General features: G+C 65.1%; 23 protein-coding genes. 7 read left to right on the top strand and 16 right to left on the bottom strand.

Translation table 11 applies throughout. The annotated features are described in order from the left end of the window. Positions 1-19 precede the first annotated feature (19 nt). From ShzoTeo12_RS24765 to ShzoTeo12_RS24775, 3 genes are all read left to right on the top strand, one after another. The gene (locus ShzoTeo12_RS24765; RefSeq protein WP_318912893.1) at positions 20-709 is read left to right on the top strand and encodes an RNA polymerase sigma factor; all 690 of its coding nucleotides are present in this window, start codon (positions 20-22) and stop codon (positions 707-709) included. Between the two features lie 83 nt (positions 710-792). Further along, positions 793-1314 carry a DUF4142 domain-containing protein gene (locus ShzoTeo12_RS24770; protein ID WP_318912894.1) on the top strand — a complete coding sequence of 174 codons (522 nt, stop codon included), beginning with the start codon at positions 793-795 and terminating at the stop codon, positions 1312-1314. Beyond that, entirely contained in the window at positions 1311-1643 is a 333-nt protein-coding gene (locus tag ShzoTeo12_RS24775; protein ID WP_318912895.1) for a cupredoxin domain-containing protein, read from the top strand. Before ShzoTeo12_RS24770 ends, ShzoTeo12_RS24775 begins: the two co-directional genes overlap by 4 nt. Before the next feature lie 20 nt (positions 1644-1663). On the opposite strand, the gene ShzoTeo12_RS24780 is transcribed toward ShzoTeo12_RS24775, so the two are convergent. From ShzoTeo12_RS24780 to ShzoTeo12_RS24795, 4 genes are all read right to left on the bottom strand, one after another. Beyond that, a complete protein-coding gene (locus tag ShzoTeo12_RS24780; RefSeq protein ID WP_318912896.1) occupies positions 1664-2563 on the bottom strand; it encodes a homocysteine S-methyltransferase family protein in 900 nt (299 codons plus the stop codon). Between the two features lie 156 nt (positions 2564-2719). Continuing rightward, entirely contained in the window at positions 2720-3388 is a 669-nt protein-coding gene (locus ShzoTeo12_RS24785) for an aspartate/glutamate racemase family protein (RefSeq protein ID WP_318912897.1), read from the bottom strand. An 87-nt stretch (positions 3389-3475) separates the two neighbouring features. Beyond that, positions 3476-4516, bottom strand: a complete 1041-nt coding sequence (locus ShzoTeo12_RS24790; protein WP_318912898.1) for a DUF6282 family protein — start codon at positions 4514-4516, stop codon at positions 3476-3478. 70 nt (positions 4517-4586) lie between these two features. Further along, complete coding sequence (locus ShzoTeo12_RS24795) at positions 4587-5936, bottom strand: MFS transporter (protein WP_205536161.1); 1350 nt, start codon at positions 5934-5936, stop codon at positions 4587-4589. A gap of 347 nt (positions 5937-6283) precedes the next feature. Here ShzoTeo12_RS24795 and ShzoTeo12_RS24800 point away from each other — a divergent pair, with 347 nt between their 5' ends. After that, a complete protein-coding gene (locus ShzoTeo12_RS24800) occupies positions 6284-7144 on the top strand; it encodes a MurR/RpiR family transcriptional regulator (RefSeq protein WP_313193820.1) in 861 nt (286 codons plus the stop codon). 2 nt (positions 7145-7146) lie between these two features. Here ShzoTeo12_RS24800 and ShzoTeo12_RS24805 read toward each other — a convergent pair whose 3' ends face one another. From ShzoTeo12_RS24805 to ShzoTeo12_RS24825, 5 genes are read right to left on the bottom strand one after another with little or no spacing between them, the layout of a single operon-like run. Continuing rightward, complete coding sequence (locus ShzoTeo12_RS24805) at positions 7147-7926, bottom strand: inositol monophosphatase family protein (protein ID WP_318912899.1); 780 nt, start codon at positions 7924-7926, stop codon at positions 7147-7149. 8 nt (positions 7927-7934) lie between these two features. Continuing rightward, positions 7935-8672 (bottom strand): amino acid ABC transporter ATP-binding protein, encoded by a 738-nt coding sequence (locus tag ShzoTeo12_RS24810; protein WP_318912900.1) that lies wholly within the window; start codon positions 8670-8672, stop codon positions 7935-7937. 4 nt (positions 8673-8676) lie between these two features. After that, positions 8677-9369 (bottom strand): ABC transporter permease, encoded by a 693-nt coding sequence (locus ShzoTeo12_RS24815; protein ID WP_318912901.1) that lies wholly within the window; start codon positions 9367-9369, stop codon positions 8677-8679. Then, positions 9366-10061 carry an ABC transporter permease gene (locus ShzoTeo12_RS24820; RefSeq protein WP_119255124.1) on the bottom strand — a complete coding sequence of 232 codons (696 nt, stop codon included), beginning with the start codon at positions 10059-10061 and terminating at the stop codon, positions 9366-9368. Before ShzoTeo12_RS24820 ends, ShzoTeo12_RS24815 begins: the two co-directional genes overlap by 4 nt. A gap of 57 nt (positions 10062-10118) precedes the next feature. Continuing rightward, the gene (locus ShzoTeo12_RS24825) at positions 10119-10931 is read right to left on the bottom strand and encodes a transporter substrate-binding domain-containing protein (protein WP_119255125.1); all 813 of its coding nucleotides are present in this window, start codon (positions 10929-10931) and stop codon (positions 10119-10121) included. A 188-nt stretch (positions 10932-11119) separates the two neighbouring features. Between ShzoTeo12_RS24825 and ShzoTeo12_RS24830 the strand changes: the two genes are divergently transcribed. After that, a complete protein-coding gene (locus ShzoTeo12_RS24830) occupies positions 11120-12232 on the top strand; it encodes a pyridoxal phosphate-dependent aminotransferase (RefSeq protein ID WP_318912902.1) in 1113 nt (370 codons plus the stop codon). Positions 12233-12280: 48 nt separating this feature from the next. On the opposite strand, the gene ShzoTeo12_RS24835 is transcribed toward ShzoTeo12_RS24830, so the two are convergent. The 4 genes from ShzoTeo12_RS24835 to ShzoTeo12_RS24850 form a co-directional block, all read right to left on the bottom strand. Then, positions 12281-13102, bottom strand: a complete 822-nt coding sequence (locus ShzoTeo12_RS24835) for a helix-turn-helix transcriptional regulator (RefSeq protein ID WP_318912903.1) — start codon at positions 13100-13102, stop codon at positions 12281-12283. A gap of 63 nt (positions 13103-13165) precedes the next feature. Further along, a complete protein-coding gene (locus tag ShzoTeo12_RS24840; RefSeq protein WP_318912904.1) occupies positions 13166-14401 on the bottom strand; it encodes a cysteine desulfurase-like protein in 1236 nt (411 codons plus the stop codon). 94 nt (positions 14402-14495) lie between these two features. Next, positions 14496-14681 (bottom strand): hypothetical protein, encoded by a 186-nt coding sequence (locus ShzoTeo12_RS24845; protein WP_318912905.1) that lies wholly within the window; start codon positions 14679-14681, stop codon positions 14496-14498. 86 nt (positions 14682-14767) lie between these two features. After that, positions 14768-15205, bottom strand: coding sequence for an Lrp/AsnC family transcriptional regulator (locus tag ShzoTeo12_RS24850; RefSeq protein ID WP_119255129.1), 438 nt, complete (start codon positions 15203-15205; stop codon positions 14768-14770). Between the two features lie 119 nt (positions 15206-15324). Between ShzoTeo12_RS24850 and rocF the strand changes: the two genes are divergently transcribed. Both rocF and ocd read left to right on the top strand, forming a co-directional pair. Then, positions 15325-16245: an arginase gene (gene rocF / locus ShzoTeo12_RS24855; protein ID WP_318912906.1), complete on the top strand. Its 921-nt coding sequence runs from the start codon at positions 15325-15327 to the stop codon at positions 16243-16245. 26 nt (positions 16246-16271) lie between these two features. Beyond that, the gene (gene ocd, locus ShzoTeo12_RS24860) at positions 16272-17333 is read left to right on the top strand and encodes an ornithine cyclodeaminase (protein WP_318912907.1); all 1062 of its coding nucleotides are present in this window, start codon (positions 16272-16274) and stop codon (positions 17331-17333) included. An 84-nt stretch (positions 17334-17417) separates the two neighbouring features. Here ocd and ShzoTeo12_RS24865 read toward each other — a convergent pair whose 3' ends face one another. The 3 genes from ShzoTeo12_RS24865 to ShzoTeo12_RS24875 form a co-directional block, all read right to left on the bottom strand. Next, complete coding sequence (locus ShzoTeo12_RS24865) at positions 17418-18566, bottom strand: alpha-hydroxy acid oxidase (protein ID WP_318912908.1); 1149 nt, start codon at positions 18564-18566, stop codon at positions 17418-17420. 108 nt (positions 18567-18674) lie between these two features. After that, complete coding sequence (locus ShzoTeo12_RS24870) at positions 18675-19466, bottom strand: SDR family oxidoreductase (protein WP_318914364.1); 792 nt, start codon at positions 19464-19466, stop codon at positions 18675-18677. Next, on the bottom strand, positions 19466-20740 hold the full coding sequence (locus ShzoTeo12_RS24875; RefSeq protein WP_318912909.1) for an L-fuconate dehydratase: 1275 nt from the start codon (positions 20738-20740) through the stop codon (positions 19466-19468). Before ShzoTeo12_RS24875 ends, ShzoTeo12_RS24870 begins: the two co-directional genes overlap by 1 nt. Position 20741: the final 1 nt, after the last annotated feature.

The following is a 20741-nucleotide window of genomic DNA, read 5'->3' on the forward strand; positions in this document are numbered from 1 at the left end:
GTTTCGAAGGAGCGTGCCGATGCCAGCCATGCCGACCATTCCCATAGCCGTCCCCGTGGAAGGGGAAGCCGATCTCGTCCGGCGCGCTACGGCGGGCGAGGCGCAGGCTGTCCGTGCCATCATCAGGACCCATAACCAGCGGCTCTACCGGCTCGTGCGCGCCGTGCTGCGGAACAATGCCGATGCGGAAGACGTGCTGCAGGAGGCCTATCTTCGCGCCTTCGCCAATCTCGGCCGCTTCCAGGGCGAGGCCTCGCTATCGACCTGGCTGTCGCGCATCGCGCTCAATGCCGCCCTGATGCGGCTTCGCGCGCAGAAGCGGATGAAGCGGGTCGCGCCTGCGCCGGAACTGGCGAAAGCCGAGATCATCCCCTTCCCCCTTGCCTCTTCCATTGCCGATCCGGAGCGCGTCATGGCGCAGCGACAGCTTCTTCACCTCGTCGAGGAGGCAACCGACGCGCTTCCCGAAACCTTCCGCCTCGTCTTCGTCGCCCGCGTCATCGAGGGCCTCAGCGTGGAGGAAACAGCGGCGCTGCTGGAGCTTGCCCCGGCAACGGTCAAGACCCGCCTGCACCGCGCTCGCAAGCTCATCCGCACCCAACTCGAGGAGCGGATCGGCCCAGTCCTCGTCGAGGCCTTTCCCTTCGCGGGAGTGCGCTGCGAGCGGCTGACCCAGGCCGTTCTCTCGAAACTCGGGCTTGCGGAATAGCGGGAACCTCTCAGCGGGGCCGGCATCCAATGCCGCGTCAACGAAACCGGCGCCGGCCACCCGGCGGCGCCAAGGAGAGCCCGATGAAAACCCTGATTTCCACTCTCGCCGCGACCTGCATGGCCATGACCGCCTCTTTCGCGCTGGCCGCCGACAAGCCGACCGACCCGCAGATCGCCCATATCGCCTACAGCGCCGGCGTCATCGATGTCGAGGCCGCCAAGCTTGCCCTCCAGAAGACCAAGAACGCCGAGGTCAAGGCCTTCGCCGAATCCATGAAGAAGGACCACGAGGCCGTCAACGAGATGGCGCTGGCGCTCGTCAAGAAGCTCAAGGTCACGCCGGAGGACAACGCGACCAGCAAGGCGCTCGTCAAGGCGGCCGACGAGAAGCGCGCCGAACTCGGCAAGCTCGAAGGCAAGGCCTTCGACAAGGCCTATATCGAAAACGAGGTCGCCTACCACAAGCAGGTGAACGGCGCGCTGGAGACGCTGCTCATTCCCTCGGCGCAGAATGCGGAGCTGAAGAGCCTGCTGGAGACCGGCCTCAAGCTGTTCCAGGGCCATGAGCAGCATGCCGAACATGTCGCGGCGGACCTGAAATGACGATCCTCCTTCTCACCCGAAGGCAGGTGCTTGCCACGGGCGCGGCGGCGCTTGCCGGCGGCACGCTCGCCCGCGCTCATGACGGCACGGTGCATGTCGCGATCAGGAATCTCGCGTTCCAGCCGGCCGAGATCGAGGTCAGGGCGGGCGAGACCATCGAATGGACGAACGACGATCCCTTCGCCCACACCGCCACCGTCAAGGGCGGTTGGGAGGTCACCATCCCGCCCGGCAAGAAAGCGACGCATGTCGTAACCGCCGGAGACACCGTCGACTACTATTGCCGGTTCCACCCCAACATGAAGGGGCGGATCAAGGTCGTCGAGTAGCCGGCCGCCGTCGGCGGCGGTCAGCCGAGCCGCCGGCGCAGGTTATGGATATGCGACGCGCCGACCCCGCAGCAGCCGCCGATCATCGTCGCGCCGCTTTCCGCCCAGTCGCAGGCGAAGGCGGCGTAACGGTCCGCCGAAAGGTCGTCGCGGATGGCATGCAGCGCCTCGTTCGCCGCGCCCTCGTCCTCCGTGGTGAAGGCATTGGCATAGACGCCGATCTCGACCGGGCGGCCGCTTTCCGAGAGGATGGCGGCCGCGACATCGACCGCCTGCCGCATCACCTCGGGCCGGCTGCAATTAAACAGCATCGCCGAAGCCGTAGAGGCTGCGATCCAGCGGGCCGCGTCCGTCACGCTCTCGCCGGAGCGCAGCGCGGGCGGCTGCGTTTCGGCGCCCGGCTCGTCCTGCAGCGTGAAGGAGATCCAGAAGGGCTTTCCACTGGACGCCACCGCCCGCTCCACGGCTTGCGCCTCCGCGATCAGGCTGAGCGTCTCGCCGAGGAAGACATCGACGTAGGGATCGAGCTCCTCGACCAGGACGCCGAGATAGTCCTGCACGCGCTCCGGCTGGAAAAGCTGCGGCTCGTAGGACCCGAAGATCGGCGGCAGCGAACCTGCGACCTTGACCTTTCGCTCCCCGGCCGCGTCCGCCGCTTCCCGAGCCAGCCGGCCGGCCAGCGCGATAAGCCGGCGTCCCTCCGCGCGAAACCGCGCCTCGCCGATATGGAAGGGCACCAGCGCATAGCTGTTCGTCGTGATGACATCCGCCCCGGCGGCAATGAATTCCGCATGCACCTGCCGGACGATATCCGGGCTTTCCATCAGCGCCACCGCCGACCATTCGGGCTGCCGCAGCTCGGCCCCGAGGCGGACCAGCTCACGGCTCATGCCGCCGTCCAGAATTGTAATGCCCGTCATGAAATCCGCCTCCCATTGTCCGCCGGAGCGGCGAACATCCGTTTATACCTGTCCTGCCAGAAGTTGCCGGCACGGTCCACAGCGCTCGCCCGAAACACGGGTGCTGGTCGACCGCGGATAGGGAAAGGTCGGGCGGGCAGCCATAAGCCTCGCGGCTCAGGCCGTCGCATCCGCCATGGCGGTCCTTGCAAGCGCGAGGCGAATGGCCGCCGGGACGGGCTCGATGATGGGAACCTCGAAACGGGCGCCCAGCGCGACGGCGTGAACGGCGAGCGGCCCGCCGCCGATGATGACCGCCTCCGCATGGTCCTCGGAGATCGCAAGGGCGCAGGCCTCCATGAGGCTTTCCTCCAGCCGCACCGGGTCGCTCATCACGCTGGCGACGTCGCCCTGCGTGAGGCGGACGCCGGTGAAGGATGCGGAAAAGCCATAAGCTTCCACCCGCTTTTCGATCGCTTCGACGAGGTCGGGCGTCGTGGTGACGATGGAGAAGCGCCGTCCGGCACCGGCCGCCTCAATGATGCCGGCCTCGGCGATGCCGGTGACCGGCACCGGCGCGAACCGCCGCAGCGCGTCGATGCCCGGATCGCCGAAGGCCGCGACGACGATGCCGGAATAGCGGGCAAGATCGAGCGTCCTCGCCAGTTCCACGACGGCGGAGGCTCCGACCGACAGCAGCGCGTCGTCATAGATGAGCGGCGCGCCGCGCCGGACCGTCGCGCCCTCCACCGCCTGACCGGCAGGCGCGGTGTTGCGCGCGATCGCCACCATTTCCTCGGTCGTGGCGGCATTGGTGTTGGGATTGATGAGAAGCAGGGGCTTCATGGCCTATTCCTTGTGTGCGAAGGCAGCCGGGCATGCCCGTCTACCTTCGCCGATGGGTTCGCCGGGCGTTTCCGCCCGGCACTCTTCCTAGAGGTCCAGCAGGTTTTCGGGATTGGTCTTGACCATGGTGTGGATTTCTTCCGGTGTGAACTCCAGATCGAGAAGCGAGCTGATCAGGACACGCATGCCCTCGACGGGCGTCGGGCCGGAGCGGATGCCGTAATCGGTGCCGACCACGAAATGCTCGATGCCGATTTCGCGAATCTGGCGTGCCCAGGGCACGATGCCGCTGAAGGCATCCGGCGAGCTGGCGATGCCGGCGATCTGGTCCGCCCATTCGCGCTCGACATAGTAGTTCGTGCGCGGCAAGCCGCGATGGAACATCCAGTCCGACACGCAGCCTTCGAGCAGCACGCCCTTCTTCGCAAGGTCCTTCTGCTGCTGCGTCGACAGGCGGACGCGGCAGGGATGGGCGACGACGATCTTCCTGATACCGAACTCGATGGCCAGGTCCACGAGCCGGATCGCCTCTTCGGCGGAGATGTGCCCGGTATTGAGATGAACATGGGGATGATCGGCGATGAGCTGGAGGATCTCGGCAAGCTCGTCCGAAATCGGCCCCTCCAGCGGAATGCGGACCGCGCGGGACAATTCGTCCTTGGCGAATTTCGGATACTGGTCCTTGAAATAGACCGGCTTGCCGTCGACGAAGGAGCCTTCGTGGCTCGCCATGTAATGGGTGCAATGGGCGCCGAAATGCACGAAGCGGGCGCCGGCGCCGTAATAGAGCGCCGTCTTGACGGCGCGCGGATTGAGGCCGCCGAAATTGGAGGTGAGGATGATGCCGCCGAAGACATCGATGCCCGGCACCTGCCAGTTGACCAGCTGGGACGTGCCGTTGCTGACGCCGAGCGTGTGGTCGTAGAAGACGAGCGCCTTCATGCCCGCCGCCTTCGCCTGCTCGGCGATCTCGAAGGGCGTCAGCCGGCCGGGGCAGGATTTCAGCCAGGGGCCGCTATGGACATGGATGTCGGTGGTGCCGACCATCAGCTCGTCCGGCAGGCTCATGGAGCGATTGTAGAAGGTTTCGCGCGGCAGCGGCTTTGCGGTCTCGGGGGCGTCGGTCACGTCGGTTCTCCTTGTATGCTGTTATAGGGCCGCCGCCCGCAGGCTTTCGGCATGCGGGCGGCGCGCCGGATCACGAAGCTGCAGCTTTTCCGGCCGGCAGGGCGGTGGTTTCGGCCGGCTCCTTGCGGATGAAGAGGAGGATCAGCAGCACGGCGATGAACTCCACCCCGGCGATGATGAAGAGGCCGGGCGAATAAACGCCCGTGGCGGTCTTGATGGCGCCGAGGAACTGCGGGGCGAAATAGCCGGCAAGGTTCGCGATGGAATTGATGAGCGCGACACCGGCGGCAAGCGCCGTTCCCGACATGAAGCGCGGCGGCAGGCTCCAGAACACCGGGATGGAGCCCATCGTACCCGCTGCCGAAAGGGCAAGCGCCGCGATGACGCCCGGCGCGCTGCCGGCTTCCTGGGCGAACGCCGCCAGCACGAGGCCCGTGGCGCCGAGCGCGGCGGCGACGGCCGTGTGCCAGCGGGATTCGTGGCTGCGGTCGGAAAGCCAGCCATTGGTCATCATGCCCATCCAGCCGAACAGGAAGATGCCCGACATGATCCAGCCGACCACCGTGATATCCGTAAAGCCGGCGGCGGTGATGAGGCTCGGCCCGTAGAAGGAGAGCGTCGCATTGCCGGTGATGATGCAGAAGAGAGTGAGGATGAGAACCCAGACGTCCCGGCTACGCAGCGCGGCACCGAACTTGTGCTCGCGGCCCTGCATCTGCGCCGCCTCCTGGTCGAGCTCGTAGGCCACCTGGTCGCGCTCGGCCTGGCTCAGCCACTTTGCCTCGCTCGGCTTTGCGGTCATCACGAAGACGGCGAGCAGGCCGAGGATGATCGATGGGACGCCCTCGATGATGAAGAGCCATTGCCAGTCCCTGAAGCCCATCAGGCCGTCGGTGCTCGTCATGATATAGGCGGCGAGCGGACTGCCCAGAAGCAAAGCGATGGGCGAGGCGGACATGAAGATGGCGATGGCGCGCGAACGCCGGTGCGCCGGCAGCCAATAGGTGAGATAGAGGATGAGACCCGGATGAAGACCGGCCTCGAAGGCGCCCTGCAGGAAACGCAGCACGTAGAAATGCCAGGGCTGCGTGCACAGCGCCATCAGCACGGACACGACGCCCCAGCCGAGCGCGATGCGCAGGATGGTCTTCGGCGCGCCGATCTTCTGCAGGAGCAGGTTGCTCGGCACTTCGAACAGGAAATAGCCGAAGAAGAAGATGCCCGCGCCCGCGCCGTAGACGGCGTCGCTCCAGCCGAGGTCGTCGAGCATGGTGAGTTTGGCAAAGCCGACATTCACCCGGTCGAGCCATGCGAAGATATAGACCAGCGTGGCGAAGGGCAGAATTCGCCAGGCGATGCGCTTGAATGTCCGGTCCCTCTCCTCGAGGGTCGAGACCGTCGTTTTCGGTTTCGTTTCCACAGCTATCCTCCCATAGGACTGTGTCGCATGCCCAGCCGGAAGGCGAGCCTGCTTATCTGATGGTTGCGCCGGCATCCGTCCCGTTTTCCAACCGCCGGCCGGCAGGCGGTCGTCTCTTTCGAAGAGCAGCCGGAAACCTCCGCCGGCCACGACTTTATGAAAACACTTTTTCACAGAAGGCGTCCACAAAAAAATACATTCATGGAAAAACTATTTTCAGGCGCCCCCTTCCGGCCTAAGGAAAACGTGCTGAACCTCTTGTTATCACGGCTATTTCTATCAGCCTCGGCGAAAAGGCAGTTCCCTTCCCGGCCGGCAACGGCTAGAGTTCACGAAAGAAGATTTTCATGGATGCCCGGATGCAGCAGCCCGTTCCCAAGCAGTCATTTCTCCAGCGCATCAGAAACGAGTTGCGCCAGATGCATCCGGCGGAGCGGCGGCTGGCGGATTTCGTGCTCAGCTTTCCGGGGGAGCTTGCAAGCTATACCGCATCAGAGCTGGCGCGGCTGGCGAATGTCTCCAACGCCACCGTCTCGCGCTTCGTGCAGCGGCTCGGTTATACGAATTACGAGGAAGCGCGCCGGCATGTGCGGTCCGAGCAGATGTCGGGCGCCGCGCTCTACCGCGTCGTGTCGCCCGCCGACCCGCCGGACCAGACGCTGCATGCCCATCTCCAGCAGATTCACGCCAATATCGACCGCTCCTTCGCGGCCATCACCCTGCAGGAGATCGACGACGTCGCGCAGGCGATGCTGTCGGCCCGCCGCGTCTGGATCGTCGGCTTCCGCACCAGCCAGTCCTTCGCCACCTACCTGCAATGGCAGGTCCAGCAGATCATCGAGAACACGGTGTCGCTTCCCCATGCCGGCCAGACGATGGCCGAGCATATCGCCAGTATCGGAAGGGAGGATTGCGTCATCGCCTACGGGCTGCGCCGGCAGGTCCGCGCCTTCCCGCTCATCCTCTCGCAGATCGTCAAGACCGGCGCGAAGACGATGGTCGTGACGGACGACGACTGCGAGCGCCTTGGCGAGGTGACATGGCATTTCCGCTGCCAGACGGCAGCGGCCGGGCCGCTCTACAGCCATGTCGCCGTCATGGCCCTGACGGACCTGCTCGCGACCCGCGTGATGGAGCTTGCCGGCGCCAAGCGCCGCGGCCGCCTCTCGGCCATCGAGACGCTCCACGACGCGATCGAGGAAATCTAGGCTCAGCCGGCCCCCAGCAGGTCCAGCGCCTTCGCGTGCAGCGCCTCGTCCCCCGCCGCCACGACGCAGCCGCGCCAGGCAAGATCGAGCGGGCCGCCCCGCCAGTCCGTCACGATGCCGCCGGCACCTTCGATGATGGCGGTCGGCGCGAAGAGGTCGTAGGCGTCGAAGCCGGCATCGACGGCAAGGTCGGTGCGGCCGCGGGCAAGGCAGGCATAACTGTAGCAGCTTCCGCCGTACTGGGTGAACTGCACGGCATCGTCGAGACGTGCGAAGGGCGCGCGGTCCGCTTCCGGAATGAAGCGCGGATTGGAAGATGTCATATAGGCGTCGGCAAGGGAGGTGCCCTTGCGGCAGCGGATCGCCTTGCCATTGTGCCATGCGCCTCGGCCGGAAATGCCCGTGAGCCGTTCGCCGGTGGCCGGAAGATCGATGACGCCGAGCAGCGGCTTGCCGCCGCGCGCCAGCGAAATCAGCGTGCCGTAGACGGGAATGCCCGCGACCCAGGCCGCCGTGCCGTCGATGGGATCCAGCACCCAGACGAATTCGGCGTCAAGCCGTTCGCTGCCATATTCCTCGCCCATGATGCCGTGGTCCGGGAAGGCCGCGTGGATTTCCTCGCGCAGCCGTGCCTCGACGGCGCGGTCGGTGGCGGTCACGAAACTCGCATCCTGCTTGAGGTCGACACGGGGCGCCTCCTGCGCGGCGGCAAGAAGCAGGGCGCGGGAGCTGTCGGCGATCTTTTCGGCGAAGGCGAGGAAGGTTTCGGCAATATCGGTCATGTCTGATCTCAATGGGCAAGAATCTGTCCGAGGAACGTGCGGGCGCGCTCGGATTTGGGGGCTGCGAAGAATTCGGCCGGTGTGGAGACCTCGACGATCTCGCCACGGTCCATGAAGACGATGCGGTCGGCCACCGAGCGGGCAAAGCCCATCTCGTGCGTCACGCAGACCATCGTCATGCCCTCGCGGGCAAGGTCGGTCATGACGTCCAGCACCTCCGAGATCATCTCCGGGTCGAGCGCGGAGGTCGGCTCGTCGAACAGCATGACCTCCGGGTTCATGCAGAGCGCGCGGGCGATCGCCACGCGCTGCTGCTGGCCGCCGGAAAGCTGGGAGGGATATTTGTGCGCTTGGTCGGGAATGCGTACGCGGTTGAGGTACTTCATCGCGATGGCCTCGGCCTCCGGCGTCGGCATCCGGCGCACCAGCCGGGGCGCGAGCGTCAGGTTTTCGAGGACCGTCATGTGCGGGAAGAGGTTGAAACTCTGGAACACCATGCCCACCTCGCGCCGCACGAGGTCGATCTTCTTCTCGTCGTCCGTCAGCTCCTCGCCGCCGACGAGGATGCGACCGCTATTGTGCTCCTCCAGCCGGTTGATGCAGCGGATCATCGTCGATTTTCCCGAGCCGGATGGCCCGCAGACGACGACCTTCTCCCCCTTGGCGATCGTGAGGTCCACATCCTTCAGGGCGTGGTAGGTGCCGTAGAACTTGTTCATCTTTTCCAGGACGATGATATCCGTCATGGCGTCAGGTCCTTCTTGCATGGCGGTTCGCATAGGTTTCGATCATCGAGAAGCCGGTCTGGATGATCCAGACGAGCACGAGATAGATGATCGTCGCGGCGATGAAGATCTCGTAGGGAGCGAAGGTGTCGGCGACGATGGTGCGGGCGACGCCCGTCATCTCCATCAGCGTGACGGTGGAGGCGAGCGCGGTCGATTTCAGCATCGACACGATCTCGTTGCCGTAGGCCGGAAGCGCCAGCCGCACGGCGAGCGGCGCCGTGATGCGGCTTGCCCGCTGGAATTTGCTGAGGCCGAGCGCCTTGCCCGCCTCGACGAAGCCCTTGTCGACACCCAGCACCCCGCCGCGCAGGATTTCCGAGACATAGGCGGCCGTGTTCAGCGAAAGCGCGATGACCGAGCACCAGTAGGGCTCGCGCAGGATCGGCCAGAGGATGCTGTGGCGAATGAAGCCGAACTGCGGCAGGCCGTGATAGATCACGAAGAGCTGCACGAGCAGCGGCGTGCCGCGGAAGAAGTAGATATAGGCCTTGGCCGGCCAGACCAGCCAGGCCCGTTTGGAAAGCCGCATCAGCAGGATGCCGACGGCGAGTACCAGCCCGATCAGGGTCGAGACGACGAGGAGGTTGAGCGTCAGCCCGAGGCCGTGCAGGATCTTCGGCAGGCTGGTGGCGATCAGCGAGACGTCGAAATTCATCGTGCACCTCTCAGATGGCGGTTGGCGCGCAGTTCGAGCCAGGCGACGATAGAGGTGATGACGGTCGTCACGGCGAGGTAGATCAGGGCCACCGTCATGTAGAGCAGGAAGGGCCGGTGGATGATGGAATTCGCCATCTTGGCGACGAAGAGGATTTCCTCGAGGCCGATGATCGAGACGAGGGCCGTATCCTTCATGATGGACAGCATGTGGTTGCCGAAATTCGGCAGCGCCAGCCGCCACATCTGCGGAAAGCGCACATAGCGGAAGATCTGGTGGCGCTTGAGGCTGAGCGCCCGCGCCGCCTCGACCTGACCGCGGTCGACGCCAAGGAAGGCGCCGCGGAAGGTCTCCGTCATATAGGCGCCGACGATGAGGCCGATCGCGATGGAGCCCGCCCAGAACGGCGGCAGGTCGATGAACTTCACCGACGGATCGAAGACCTGCACGAACCAGGTCAGCGTGATGGCCATGCCGAAATAGAAGAGCAGCAGCACCAGAAGCTCCGGCGCGCCGCGAAAGACGATGGTGTAGGCCTGGGCGATGCCGCGCAGGACGCGGCTGTTCGAAAGCTTGGCCGAAGCGCCGAGCAGCCCGCACACCACCGCGATGACGAGCGCGATGCAGAAGACCTGCAACACCGTCAGCAGGCCGAAGAAGAAATCGTCCCACCAGCCGTCGAGTAGCGACATGGCGATACCTCCCTAGAGCAAGCCGGGCGCCGCACGGCGCGGCGCCCGCGGGTTCCTTTACTCGCCGACGCCCTTCCAGCCCGACGGCTGGATGGAGAAGGGGAAGTATTTGCTGCTGTACTTTTCGAGCGATCCGTCCTTGATCATGTCTTCCAGCGCCTTGTCGATCTTGGCGAGCAATTCGTCATTGCCCTTGCGCAGGCCGACGCCGACGCCCGGACCGAAATATTCGACTTCGTCGATCGGCGGCGAGACGAACTCGAAGCCTGCGCCGTTCTCCTTGCTGAGGAAATCGAGATAGGCCTTCATGGGGTTGGTGATGGCGATGTCGATGCGGCCGTTCTGCAGGTCGAGCAGCATCGGCTGGGCGCCGTCATAGAGCACGATCTCGGCGCCCGGCAGCTTGGCTTCCACCCACTTGGCATAGGTCGAGGCGCGCTCGACGCCGAAGCGCAGGCCGTTGAAAGCCTCCGGGTTCGGCTTGCCGGCATCGTCGAAGAGCTTCAGCCCGGCATCCTTCGCCCCCAGGATACGGCCGAGCGAGACGCGGTAGGGAATGGAGAAGTCGATCTTCTGCTTGCGCTCCTCGGTGATCGACATGGAGGCGACGATGAGGTCGAACTTGCTGGCGAGAAGCGCCGGCAGCATGCCGTCCCATTCCTGGCAGACATATTCGAGATCCACGCCGATGCGCTCGGCGATGCCCTTGGCGACATCGACGTCGTAGCCGGCCATCTCCCCCTCGGGCGTGCGATAGTTGAACGGGGCATAGGTGCATTCCATGCCGACGCGCAGGGTTTCCGCATGGGCAGGCATCGCGCCCGCCAAGCCTACAATTGCGGCGGACAACAGACCGATCATGAATTTCATGGCATTCCCCTTTTCTTGTTGGCTCGGGCCTTACGGCGGTCCTCTTCCGCCGGTGGGGAACGATGCGCCTGCACAATGGGGGATGAAATCCACCCAAAGGATGATGGCCGGCATCACCCTCAGGGTGGATGGATTGTGTCGCGCGCTTGATCTAGCCCTTGTCTTCAGAAGGCAAAGGGAGAGCCATCATGAAATATGCACGCATGCCCATCGAGCTGGAATCGCCGGAACAGCTCGGCTACGACACGATCCGCTACAACCTCTCGGAAAGCTCGGTCGCCGACCGCAGGCTCGGCGAGCTGAATCTCAAGCTGGACGACATCCTGCTGTGCTACGGCGACCATCGCGGCGCGCCGGACCTGCGCCGCATGATCGCCGGCACGGGCACCGGCCTCTCGCCGGACGACGTGCTGGTGACCGCGGGCGCGGCGGGCGCGCTCTTCATCATCTCGACCTCGATGCTGCAGGCCGGCGACCACATCGTCGTGGTGCGGCCGAACTATGCCACCAACCTCGAGACGCCGCGGGCCATCGGCTGCGACATGAGCATCGTCGACCTCACCTTCGAGACCGGCTACCGGCTCGACCTTGCGGCGCTCGAAGCGGCGATCCGGCCGGAGACGAAATATCTCTCCGTCACCTATCCGCACAATCCGACGGGCGTGATGATCAGCGAGGAGGAACTGAAGGCGCTCGTCGCCCTCGTCGAGCGCAAGGGCATTCGCCTGCTCTTCGACGAGACCTACCGCGAGATGACCTTCGGCACGATGCTGCCGGTGGCCGCCAGCCTCTCGGACCGGGTGATCAGCGTTTCCTCGCTCTCCAAGACCTACGGCATTCCGGGCATCCGCATCGGCTGGCTGATCACGCGCGATGCCGCGCTGATGGATACGTTCCTCGCCGCCCGCGAGCAGATCGGCATTTCCGGCAGCACCGTGGACGAGTACATCGCCTATGTCGCGCTTCGCCAGCGCGGCGAATGGCTGGCCTTCAACAATGCCCGCATCGCCAGCGCCTTCGCCATCGTCAAGGAATGGATCGTCGCCGAACCGCTCGTCGAGTGGATCGAGCCCTCCGGCGGCTGCGTCTGCTTCCCGCGCATCGTGCCCTCGGCGAATGTCGACCTCGCCGCCTTCCACGAAAGCCTCTACAGCCGCCACCAGGCCTATGTCGGCCGCGGCCGCTGGTTCGAGCAGGACGACCGGCACTTCCGCATCGGCTATGCCTGGCCGACGGAAGACGAGCTGCGCAAGGGCCTTGCCGCGATCTCGGCGGCCATCCGCGAGAGCCTCAAGGGCTGAACAATGCGAAGGGGCGCGGTCGCCGCGCCCCTCTTCGCCCGGTTTTCTTTAGAGATTAAGGCTGCGCAGGAAGGCGGAGAACAGTTCCTGCTGGGTCGACAGGTTGAGCTTGGCGTAGAGCTTCTGCCGGTGCGTCTTCACCGTCGCGATCGAGATGCCGAGGTGATAGCTGATCGATTCGCTGGAATGCCCCTTCAGGATGAGAAGCGCCACCTCCCGCTCGCGCGGGCTCAGCAGACCGTGGCCGAAATCGCTGAAGAGATGGTCGATGGCGCGGGGCTGCTGCTGATTGCCGCTGCGGCCGAGATGTGCCCACAGCCGCCGGAAGACCGCCGTGATCAGCGGATGCGCCTCCCGCAGCCGCGCGACGGACGCCTCGTCGAAGCCGCCTTCACTGCGGATGCGCGACAGGCTGATCTCCGCCATGTCGCCGCCCGGCAGGTCCATGGCGATGAGCAATTCCTCCATGCCTTCCGGCCATCCATGGGTGCGATAACCCAGTTCCTCGTCCTCGTGACGGCGGATTTCGAGACCGTGATAAAGACCGGAATCGAGATAATTGTCGGGGGCGAGATCCCGCATCAGGTAGACGCCGGCCGGCAGGCCGGCGAGATAGGCGTTGTAGAAGGGATTGAGCAGGTAGGTGCCGGCTATGAAAAGCTGGACCGCACGCTTGGCCCGTGGGCCCGAGAACGTATCGAAGACGTAGCTCGGGCCGCCCTCGCGCCGATGCACCACCGAAAGGGCAAGCTGGAAGGGCGCGACCGCCCCGATGGCTGCCAGAAGCGCTGGCGCACCGTCGGGCTGGTCATAGCGGTCGAGCGCGTGGGCGAAGGGCGCTACCCAGTTGGCGGCGGGCGATTCTGGCATGGGTCCATCTGCTAAACTCCCGAAGGAAAACGATTACTTTCGCTCCTTTACGACAGGCTGTCGCTAGGCGACAAGCCTTTCGATCGCCGTGAGCGTGCGCTCGATCTCCTCGGCGGAATTGTAGTGGGCGATGCCGATGCGGACGACGCCCTCGTCTTCCGGCAGGCCGAGATGGCGGGCGGGCTCCAGCGCGTAATTGTGGCCGGACCAGATATTGATGTCCTCCGCCGCCAGCGCCTCGGCGAAGCGATGCGTCGAGACGCGTTCGTGGGTAAAGGAGATCGTCGGCACGCGGTGGGCGAAGAGGTTGGGATTGGCGATGCCGACCAGCCGGACGCCCGGAAGGCCCGTCAGCCCGCTGATCAGCCGGCGCGTCAGGGCCGCCTCGTAGGAATCGAACGAGTGGTAGGCGCCCGCCATGCGCTCGCGCCGCGTGCCGGCATGGCCATTCGCCTCGCCCGCCCAGGCGAGATAGTCGATCGTCGCGGTGAGGCCGGCGAGAAGCTCCGTCTGCGGCGTCCCCGTGCAGAAGCGGTCCGGAATATCGTCGCTCTGGCAGCGCACGCGATGGGGCGGCAGCGCGCGCAGCAACTCCTCCCGCCCCCACAGCACGCCGAGATGCGGGCCGAAGAACTTGTAGGAGGAGCAGACGAGGAAATCGCAGCCGATCGCCCGCACATCCGGCAGACGATGCGGTGCGAGCTGCACCGCGTCGATCCAGACGAGCGCGCCCGCCGCCTTGGCCAGCGCCGTCAGCGCGGCGACGTCGTTGATGCTGCCGGTCATGTTGGACGCATAGTTGAGCGCGAGGAACTTCGTGCGCGGCGTGAGAAGGGCCGCAAGGTCCTCCGGCTCGATGCGCCAGCTTTCCGTGTTGAAGGCAAGCCACTTCACCACCAGCCCGTAGGCTTCGGCCATCGCCAGCCAGGGCGAGACGTTTCCTTCATGGTCCATCCGCGTGACGATGATCTCGTCGCCGGGCGAAAACGTCCTGCCGATGACGCGCCCCATCTGGAAGGCGAGCGTCGTCATGTTCGGGCCGATGATCATCTCCTGCCAGGAGGCCGCGTTGACGAATTCCGCCGCCGCATCGTGCGCCGTCCGCCAGATGGCGTCCGCGCGCTGCGAGGCGGCGAACCGGCCGCCGAGATTGGCGGATGCCGTCGCCATCGCATCGGCCACGGCCGCGATGACAGGCCGGGGAACGAGCGTTCCGGCGGGATTGTCGAGATAAGCGGTGCGGGAGCCGTCGAGGGCCGGGAAGGAAGCGCGGATCAGGTCGATGGGATAGGCGGTCATGGTCGGCACCCTTTGCAGAATACTGTATCTGCCTCCTGTGTGCCGCTTTCCGCCGGGCGCCGCCATCCTCCTAGAAGATGAGGGCAAGGCTGCCTCAGGTCCGTCCCGCGATCGCAACCGGCGTTGCCGAGGAAAAGGCGCTACCATGCGAGATGACCGGCTTTGCCGCCATTTCCCCTCTTACGTTCCGCAGCGCCATCGCGGAAACGACCGCGGCCAGCAGAATGGCTGTCAGCGACAGGTAGAACACGGCATCGTCCATTTTCCGATGTACAGGCATGGCGTGGCGTCCGGCTTGGTGAGGGTGGCCTTCCCCGGCAGCTTACGCCGATATCCGCCTGCAAGTCACCCGCCGATGCAGTCAGCCTAGAGCTTTGCCCTTGTCGAGCGCGGCGTCGACAGGAGAAGGCTGGTTTCACTGCCGGTAATGCCGGGCACGAGGCGGATCTTGCGCAGCACGGCGTCGAAATCGGCAAGGCTCGCGGCGCTGAGCTCGACCAGCAGATCCCAGCGGCCGTTCGTCGTGTGGATCTGCGAGATTTCCGGGAAGCCGCCGAGCGTGCGGATCACACGGTCGGTCACGTGGCCCTCGATCTCGATCATCATGACGCCGCGCACGACGTCCTCCAGCGCATCGGCGCGCAGCATCACCGTATAGCCGAGGATGGTGCCGTCCTCCTCCATGCGCTCGATCCGGCCGCGCACGGTCGCCCGCGAAGCGCCGGTTTCGAGAGCAAGGTCCGAGACGGAGCGGCGGCCGTTGCCGCGCAGGAGCGTGACGATCTTCCGGTCGAGGTCATCCATGTCAATCTGGTCTCCTGGCTTTTCAATCTGACCAATATGCCATTCCGATATGCCAAAATTCAATATTCAGTCTGCCAGTTACGCTTTCTACAATGGGGAAAACGGAACGGGAGTACACCATGGACTGCACGCTGATCGGCGCCCCCTTGCAAATCGGTGCGGGGCAGCTCGGCTGCGAGATGGGGCCGAGCGCCCTTCGCATCGCCGGCCTTCGCACCGCGCTGGAGGAACTCGGCCACACCGTGAAGGACATCGGCAATCTCAGCCCCCGCCCCTTCGCCGAGATGCCCCATCCGAACAAGGCCGTGCACCACCTCGGCGAGACGGTCGCCTGGGTCGAGGCGCTTTCGGCGGCGGCCTACGAGCACAGCAGGGGCGGCATGCCCATCTTCCTCGGCGGCGACCATGCGATCTCCGCCGGCACCGTGCCGGGCCTTGCGCGCCGCGCCGCCGAACTCGGCCGGCCGCTCTTCGTGCTCTGGCTCGACGCGCATACCGACTTTCACAACCTCGAGACGACCACCAGCGGCAACCTGCACGGCACGCCGGTCGCCTACTATACCGGCCAGGCCGGCTTCGGCGGCTACTTCCCGGAACTCGCCCATGCCGTTCCGACCGAAAACGTCTGCATGATCGGCATCCGCAGCGTCGATCCCGCCGAGCGGGCCGCCATCCGCAAGACCGGCATCACCGTGCACGACATGCGCGTGATCGACGAGCACGGCGTTGCCGTCCTCGTGCGCAGTTTCATCGAGCGCGTCCGGGCCGCAAATGGCCTGCTGCATGTCAGCTTCGACGTCGATTTCCTGGAGCCGGACATCGCGCCCGCCGTCGGCACCACCGTGCCGGGCGGCGCGACGTTCCGCGAGGCGCACCTGATCATGGAAATGCTCCATGACAGCGACCTCGTGACGAGCCTCGACATCGTCGAATTGAACCCGTTCCTCGACGAGCGCGGCAAGACCGCCAAGCTGCTCGTCGATCTCGTTTCCAGCCTGATGGGCAAGCGGGTGATGGATCGCCCGACGCTCGCGGGCTGAGCATCGCTGTTCCGGTTGGAGGGAAAATGAACACGGATCCGAAATTGAACGTCGTCCCGTTCGTCAGCGTGGACCACATGATGAAGCTGGTGCTGAAGGTCGGCATCGACAGGTTCCTGACGGAACTTGCAGCCACCATCGAGGAGGATTTCCGCCGCTGGCCGGTCTTCGACAAGACCCCGCGCGTCGCCTCGCATTCGCAGGAAGGCGTCATCGAGCTGATGCCGACAAGCGACGGCACGCTCTACGGCTTCAAATATGTCAACGGCCATCCGAAGAACACCCGCGACGGCCGCCAGACCGTGACGGCCTTCGGCGTGCTCTCGGATGTCGGCAACGGCTATCCGATGCTGCTGACCGAGATGACGATCCTGACGGCGCTGCGCACCGCGGCGACCTCGGCCGTCGCGGCGAAGTACCTCGCCCGGCCGAACGCACGCACCATGGCGATCATCGGCAACGGTGCGCAGAGCGAATTCCAGGCCCGCGCCTTCAAGTCGCTGCTCGGCATCGACACGCTACGCCTTTATGACATCGACGCCTCGGCGACGAAGAAATGCGCGCGCAACCTCGCGGGCCTCGGCTTCACCATCGTCGAATGCAGCTCGGTCGAGGAGGCCGTCGAGGGCGCGGACATCATCACCACCGTCACGGCCGACAAGCAATATGCGACGATCCTTTCCGACAACCATGTCGGCCCCGGCGTGCACATCAACGCGGTCGGCGGCGACTGCCCGGGCAAGACGGAACTCAGCAAGGACATCCTGCTGCGCTCGGACATCTTCGTCGAATATCCGCCGCAGACCCGCATCGAGGGCGAGATCCAGCAGCTTGCGGCCGATCACCCCGTCATCGAACTCTGGGAGGTCATGACCGGCGCAATGCAAGGCCGCAGGAGCGCGGACCAGATCACGCTCTTCGACAGCGTCGGCTTCGCCACCGAGGACTTCTCGGCCCTTCGCTATGTGCGGGAGAAGATCGCCGAACACGGCATGTTCACGGAACTCGACCTCCTCGCCGATCCCGACGAGCCGCGCGACCTCTACGGCATGCTGCTGCGCTGCGAGAAGAAGCTCAACGCCGCCTGAAAAGAGCACCGGTGAAAATGCGACCGCCCGGCTTGCCGAAAGGCAGGCCGGGCGGAATTGCGTTCAATGCGTGGAGTGGATGCACTACGTGCGGAACCGCAGGTTGCTGGTCGAAAGGCGATCGACGGTGGCGCAGCCCATGAGCTTCATGCCGCGCTCGATTTCCGTTTTCATCAGCGACAGCGACCGCTCGACGCCGGCCCGGCCGGCGGCGGCCAGCGGGAAAAGATAGTAGCGTCCCACGCCGACGGCCTTCGCCCCCAGCGACAGGGCCTTCAGGACATGCGTGCCGCGCTGGATGCCGCCGTCCATCATGACATCGATGCGGTCGCCGACCGCATCGACGATTTCCGCGAGCTGGTCGAACCCGCTGCGCGAACCGTCGAGCTGCCGCCCGCCATGGTTCGACAGGACGATGCCGGTGCAGCCGATATCGACGGCGCGCCTCGCATCCTCCACCGTCATGATCCCCTTGAGGCAGAAATGGCCGCCCCACTCCTTCACCATCTCGGCGACATCGTCCCAGTTCATCGCCGGGTCGAGCATCTCCGTGAAGTAGCGGCTGATCGACATCGTCCCGCTGCCCATGTCGACATGGCTTTCCAGCTGCGGCAGACGGAATTTCTCATGCGTGAAATAGTTGAGCGCCCAGCCCGGCTTGACCGCGAACTGCGCCATCCCGGCGAGATTCAGCCGGAACGGGATCGCAAAGCCGGTCCGCTGGTCCCGCTCGCGGTTTCCGCCGGTGATGCTGTCGACGGTCAGCATCATCACCTCGACGCCGGCCTGCTTCGCGCGCGCCATCATGTCCCGGTTGAGGCCGCGATCCTTGTGGAAGTAGAATTGATAGACCTGCGGCGCGCTGCTGATGCGCCGCGCCTCCTCCAGGCTGATCGTGCCGAGCGAGGAAACGCCGAACATCGTGCCGAACCTGTTCGCCGCATGGGCGACCGCCCGCTCGCCTTCGTGGTGAAACAGGCGCTGAAGCGCGGTGGGCGAGCAATAGACCGGCATGGCCAGTTTCTGCCCCATCACCGTCACCGACATGTCGACGTCGCTGACCCCGTTGAGGACGCTCGGCAGGAGATCGCAGGCTTCGAAAGCCGCCGTGTTGCGCCTGTAGGTGACCTCGTCATCCGCCGCGCCGTCGATATAGTTGAAGATCGGGCCGGGAAGACGCTTTTTGGCCAGGCGGCGGAAATCGTGGAAATTGTAGCAATCAGAAACCCGCATGGCCGACCTTGATCATTTCTCGTCATCAAAAGCACGTCATAGCAGCGCGCCGCGAGTCCAACTAGGCCTCCCGCGGCCTTGTGGACAAGCATGCGGCAATGAAAATCCTCAATCGGTTGCGGGATTTTCCTCCGCATGCCCGCGAATTGCCCTGTCGAGATGCGTATAGCCGCCATCCGGGAAAAGCCACTGTCCCGTCATGTGGCTGGCGCGGTCCGACAGCAGGAAGGCGCAGGTATCGCCGATCTCGCGCGCGGTGGTCATGCGCTGGCCGAGCGGAATGCGCCGGACGATCTCCTCAAGGGCCGCCTCGCCATCCGGCAGGGTATCCAGCCAGCGCCGGTAGAGCGGCGTCATCACCTCGGCGACGACGATGGCATTGACACGCACGCCGTCGGCCAGGAACTCGACCGCCCATTCGCGCGTGAGCCCGAGTTGCGCGGCCTTGGCGGCGACATAGGCCGAGGTGCCGCCCTGCCCGGTCAGCGCCGTCTTGGAGCTGATGTTGACGATGGCGCCGCGCGCCGCCCGCAGGTCGTCCTGCAACAGATGGACCATCGTGTAATAGTGGACGAGGTTCTGGTTGAGACTGTCGCGAAAGGCGTCCGGCCCCTTGCCGATGCCGACGCCGTCATTGGCGCCCGCATTGTTGACGAGGCCGTGAACGGCGCCGCACCGCGACCGGACGGTGTCGATCGCGCGCCGGCAGGCCGCGTCGTCGGAAAGTTCCGCCTGCACGAACTCGGCGCCGGTGCGGCGCAGCCAGTCCGCGTCGGGCGCCCGTCGGGCGATGATGACGGGCCGGGCGCCCTCCTCCGACAGCACTTCCGTGATGCCGGCGCCGATACCCGAGCCGCCGCCGGTCACCACGACGACCTTGCCTTGAAGCCCGAGGTCCATCATGCCCCCCGGAAACGGTAGGCTTCGAGGCTGTCCCGCTTCATCTCGATGGAGAAGCCGGGCGCCTGCGGCGGCATATAGGCCGCGTCGCGGATGATGCAGGGATCGACGAAATGCTCATGGAGGTGATCGACGAACTCGATGACTCGCCCTTCCCGCGTCCCGGCGATGCAGAGATAGTCGATCATCGACATGTGCTGGACATATTCGCACAGGCCAACGCCGCCCGCATGGGGGCAGACCTTCAGCCCGTATTTCGCGGCCATCAGCATCACGGCGAGAACCTCGTTGAGCCCGCCCAGCCGGCAACTGTCGATCTGCACGACATCGATGGCGCCGCGCATGATGAACTGCTTGAACATGATACGGTTCTGGCACATCTCGCCGGTCGCGACCTGGACGGGCGAGACGGCCTCGCGGATCTTGCGGTGACCTTCCACGTCGTCGGGGCTCGTCGGTTCCTCGATGAACCACGGCTTGACGAAGGCGAGTTTTTTCACCCAGTCGATCGCCTGGTCGACTTCCCAGACCTGGTTGGCGTCGATCATCAGGTTGACGTCGGGGCCGACTTCGTCACGCGCGATGGTGAGGCGGCGGATATCGTCGTCGAGGTCGCGGCCGACCTTCATCTTGATGTGCTTGAAGCCCGCATCGACGGCTTCGCGGCAAAGGCGGCGCAGCTTGGCGTCGTCATAGCCGAGCCATCCGGCGGAGGTCGTGTAGCAGGGGTAACCCTCGGCCTTCAGCGTCGCGATGCGTTCCCGCTTGCCCTTGGCCTGCTCCGTGAGGAATTCGAGTGCCCATTCGGGCGTGATGCAGTCTGTCAAGTAGCGGAAGTCGATGCAGCGCACGAGGTCCTCGGGCGACATCTCGGCGACGAGCTGCCAGACCGGCTTGCCCTCGATCTTGGCCCAGAGGTCCCAGACCGCATTGACCACCGCGCCGGTGGCAAGATGGATGACGCCCTTGTCCGGCCCGACCCAGCGCAACTGGCTGTCGGAGGTGATATGCCGCCAGAAGCGTCCCATGTCCTCCGCCACCCATGCCATGTCGAGGCCGACGACGAGCGGGCGCAGCGCCTCGATGGCCGCCACGCAGATCTCGTTGCCACGGCCGATGGTGAAGGTCAGCCCGTGGCCTTCGTGCGGGCCTTCGGACTCCAGGATCACATAGGCCGCCGAATAATCCGGATCCGGATTCATCGCGTCGGATCCATCCAGATGCTGGCTTGTCGGGAAGCGCACGTCCATAGTGCGAAGACCGGTAATCTTCATG

It is taken from the genome of Shinella zoogloeoides (genome assembly GCF_033705735.1).
Classification (GTDB): domain Bacteria; phylum Pseudomonadota; class Alphaproteobacteria; order Rhizobiales; family Rhizobiaceae; genus Shinella; species Shinella zoogloeoides_A.

Coding starts and splice junctions, on each gene's coding strand:
- ShzoTeo12_RS24765 (WP_318912893.1), top strand. CDS start 20: ATGCCAGCCATGCCGACCATTCCCATAGCCGTCCCCGTGGAAGGGGAA.
- ShzoTeo12_RS24770 (WP_318912894.1), top strand. CDS start 793: ATGAAAACCCTGATTTCCACTCTCGCCGCGACCTGCATGGCCATGACC.
- ShzoTeo12_RS24775 (WP_318912895.1), top strand. CDS start 1,311: ATGACGATCCTCCTTCTCACCCGAAGGCAGGTGCTTGCCACGGGCGCG.
- ShzoTeo12_RS24780 (WP_318912896.1), bottom strand. CDS start 2,563: ATGACGGGCATTACAATTCTGGACGGCGGCATGAGCCGTGAGCTGGTC.
- ShzoTeo12_RS24785 (WP_318912897.1), bottom strand. CDS start 3,388: ATGAAGCCCCTGCTTCTCATCAATCCCAACACCAATGCCGCCACGACC.
- ShzoTeo12_RS24800 (WP_313193820.1), top strand. CDS start 6,284: ATGGATGCCCGGATGCAGCAGCCCGTTCCCAAGCAGTCATTTCTCCAG.
- ShzoTeo12_RS24805 (WP_318912899.1), bottom strand. CDS start 7,926: ATGACCGATATTGCCGAAACCTTCCTCGCCTTCGCCGAAAAGATCGCC.
- ShzoTeo12_RS24810 (WP_318912900.1), bottom strand. CDS start 8,672: ATGACGGATATCATCGTCCTGGAAAAGATGAACAAGTTCTACGGCACC.
- ShzoTeo12_RS24815 (WP_318912901.1), bottom strand. CDS start 9,369: ATGAATTTCGACGTCTCGCTGATCGCCACCAGCCTGCCGAAGATCCTG.
- ShzoTeo12_RS24820 (WP_119255124.1), bottom strand. CDS start 10,061: ATGTCGCTACTCGACGGCTGGTGGGACGATTTCTTCTTCGGCCTGCTG.
- ShzoTeo12_RS24825 (WP_119255125.1), bottom strand. CDS start 10,931: ATGAAATTCATGATCGGTCTGTTGTCCGCCGCAATTGTAGGCTTGGCG.
- ShzoTeo12_RS24830 (WP_318912902.1), top strand. CDS start 11,120: ATGAAATATGCACGCATGCCCATCGAGCTGGAATCGCCGGAACAGCTC.
- ShzoTeo12_RS24835 (WP_318912903.1), bottom strand. CDS start 13,102: ATGCCAGAATCGCCCGCCGCCAACTGGGTAGCGCCCTTCGCCCACGCG.
- ShzoTeo12_RS24840 (WP_318912904.1), bottom strand. CDS start 14,401: ATGACCGCCTATCCCATCGACCTGATCCGCGCTTCCTTCCCGGCCCTC.
- ShzoTeo12_RS24845 (WP_318912905.1), bottom strand. CDS start 14,681: ATGCCTGTACATCGGAAAATGGACGATGCCGTGTTCTACCTGTCGCTG.
- ShzoTeo12_RS24850 (WP_119255129.1), bottom strand. CDS start 15,205: ATGGATGACCTCGACCGGAAGATCGTCACGCTCCTGCGCGGCAACGGC.
- rocF (WP_318912906.1), top strand. CDS start 15,325: ATGGACTGCACGCTGATCGGCGCCCCCTTGCAAATCGGTGCGGGGCAG.
- ocd (WP_318912907.1), top strand. CDS start 16,272: ATGAACACGGATCCGAAATTGAACGTCGTCCCGTTCGTCAGCGTGGAC.
- ShzoTeo12_RS24865 (WP_318912908.1), bottom strand. CDS start 18,566: ATGCGGGTTTCTGATTGCTACAATTTCCACGATTTCCGCCGCCTGGCC.
- ShzoTeo12_RS24870 (WP_318914364.1), bottom strand. CDS start 19,466: ATGGACCTCGGGCTTCAAGGCAAGGTCGTCGTGGTGACCGGCGGCGGC.
- ShzoTeo12_RS24875 (WP_318912909.1), bottom strand. CDS start 20,740: ATGAAGATTACCGGTCTTCGCACTATGGACGTGCGCTTCCCGACAAGC.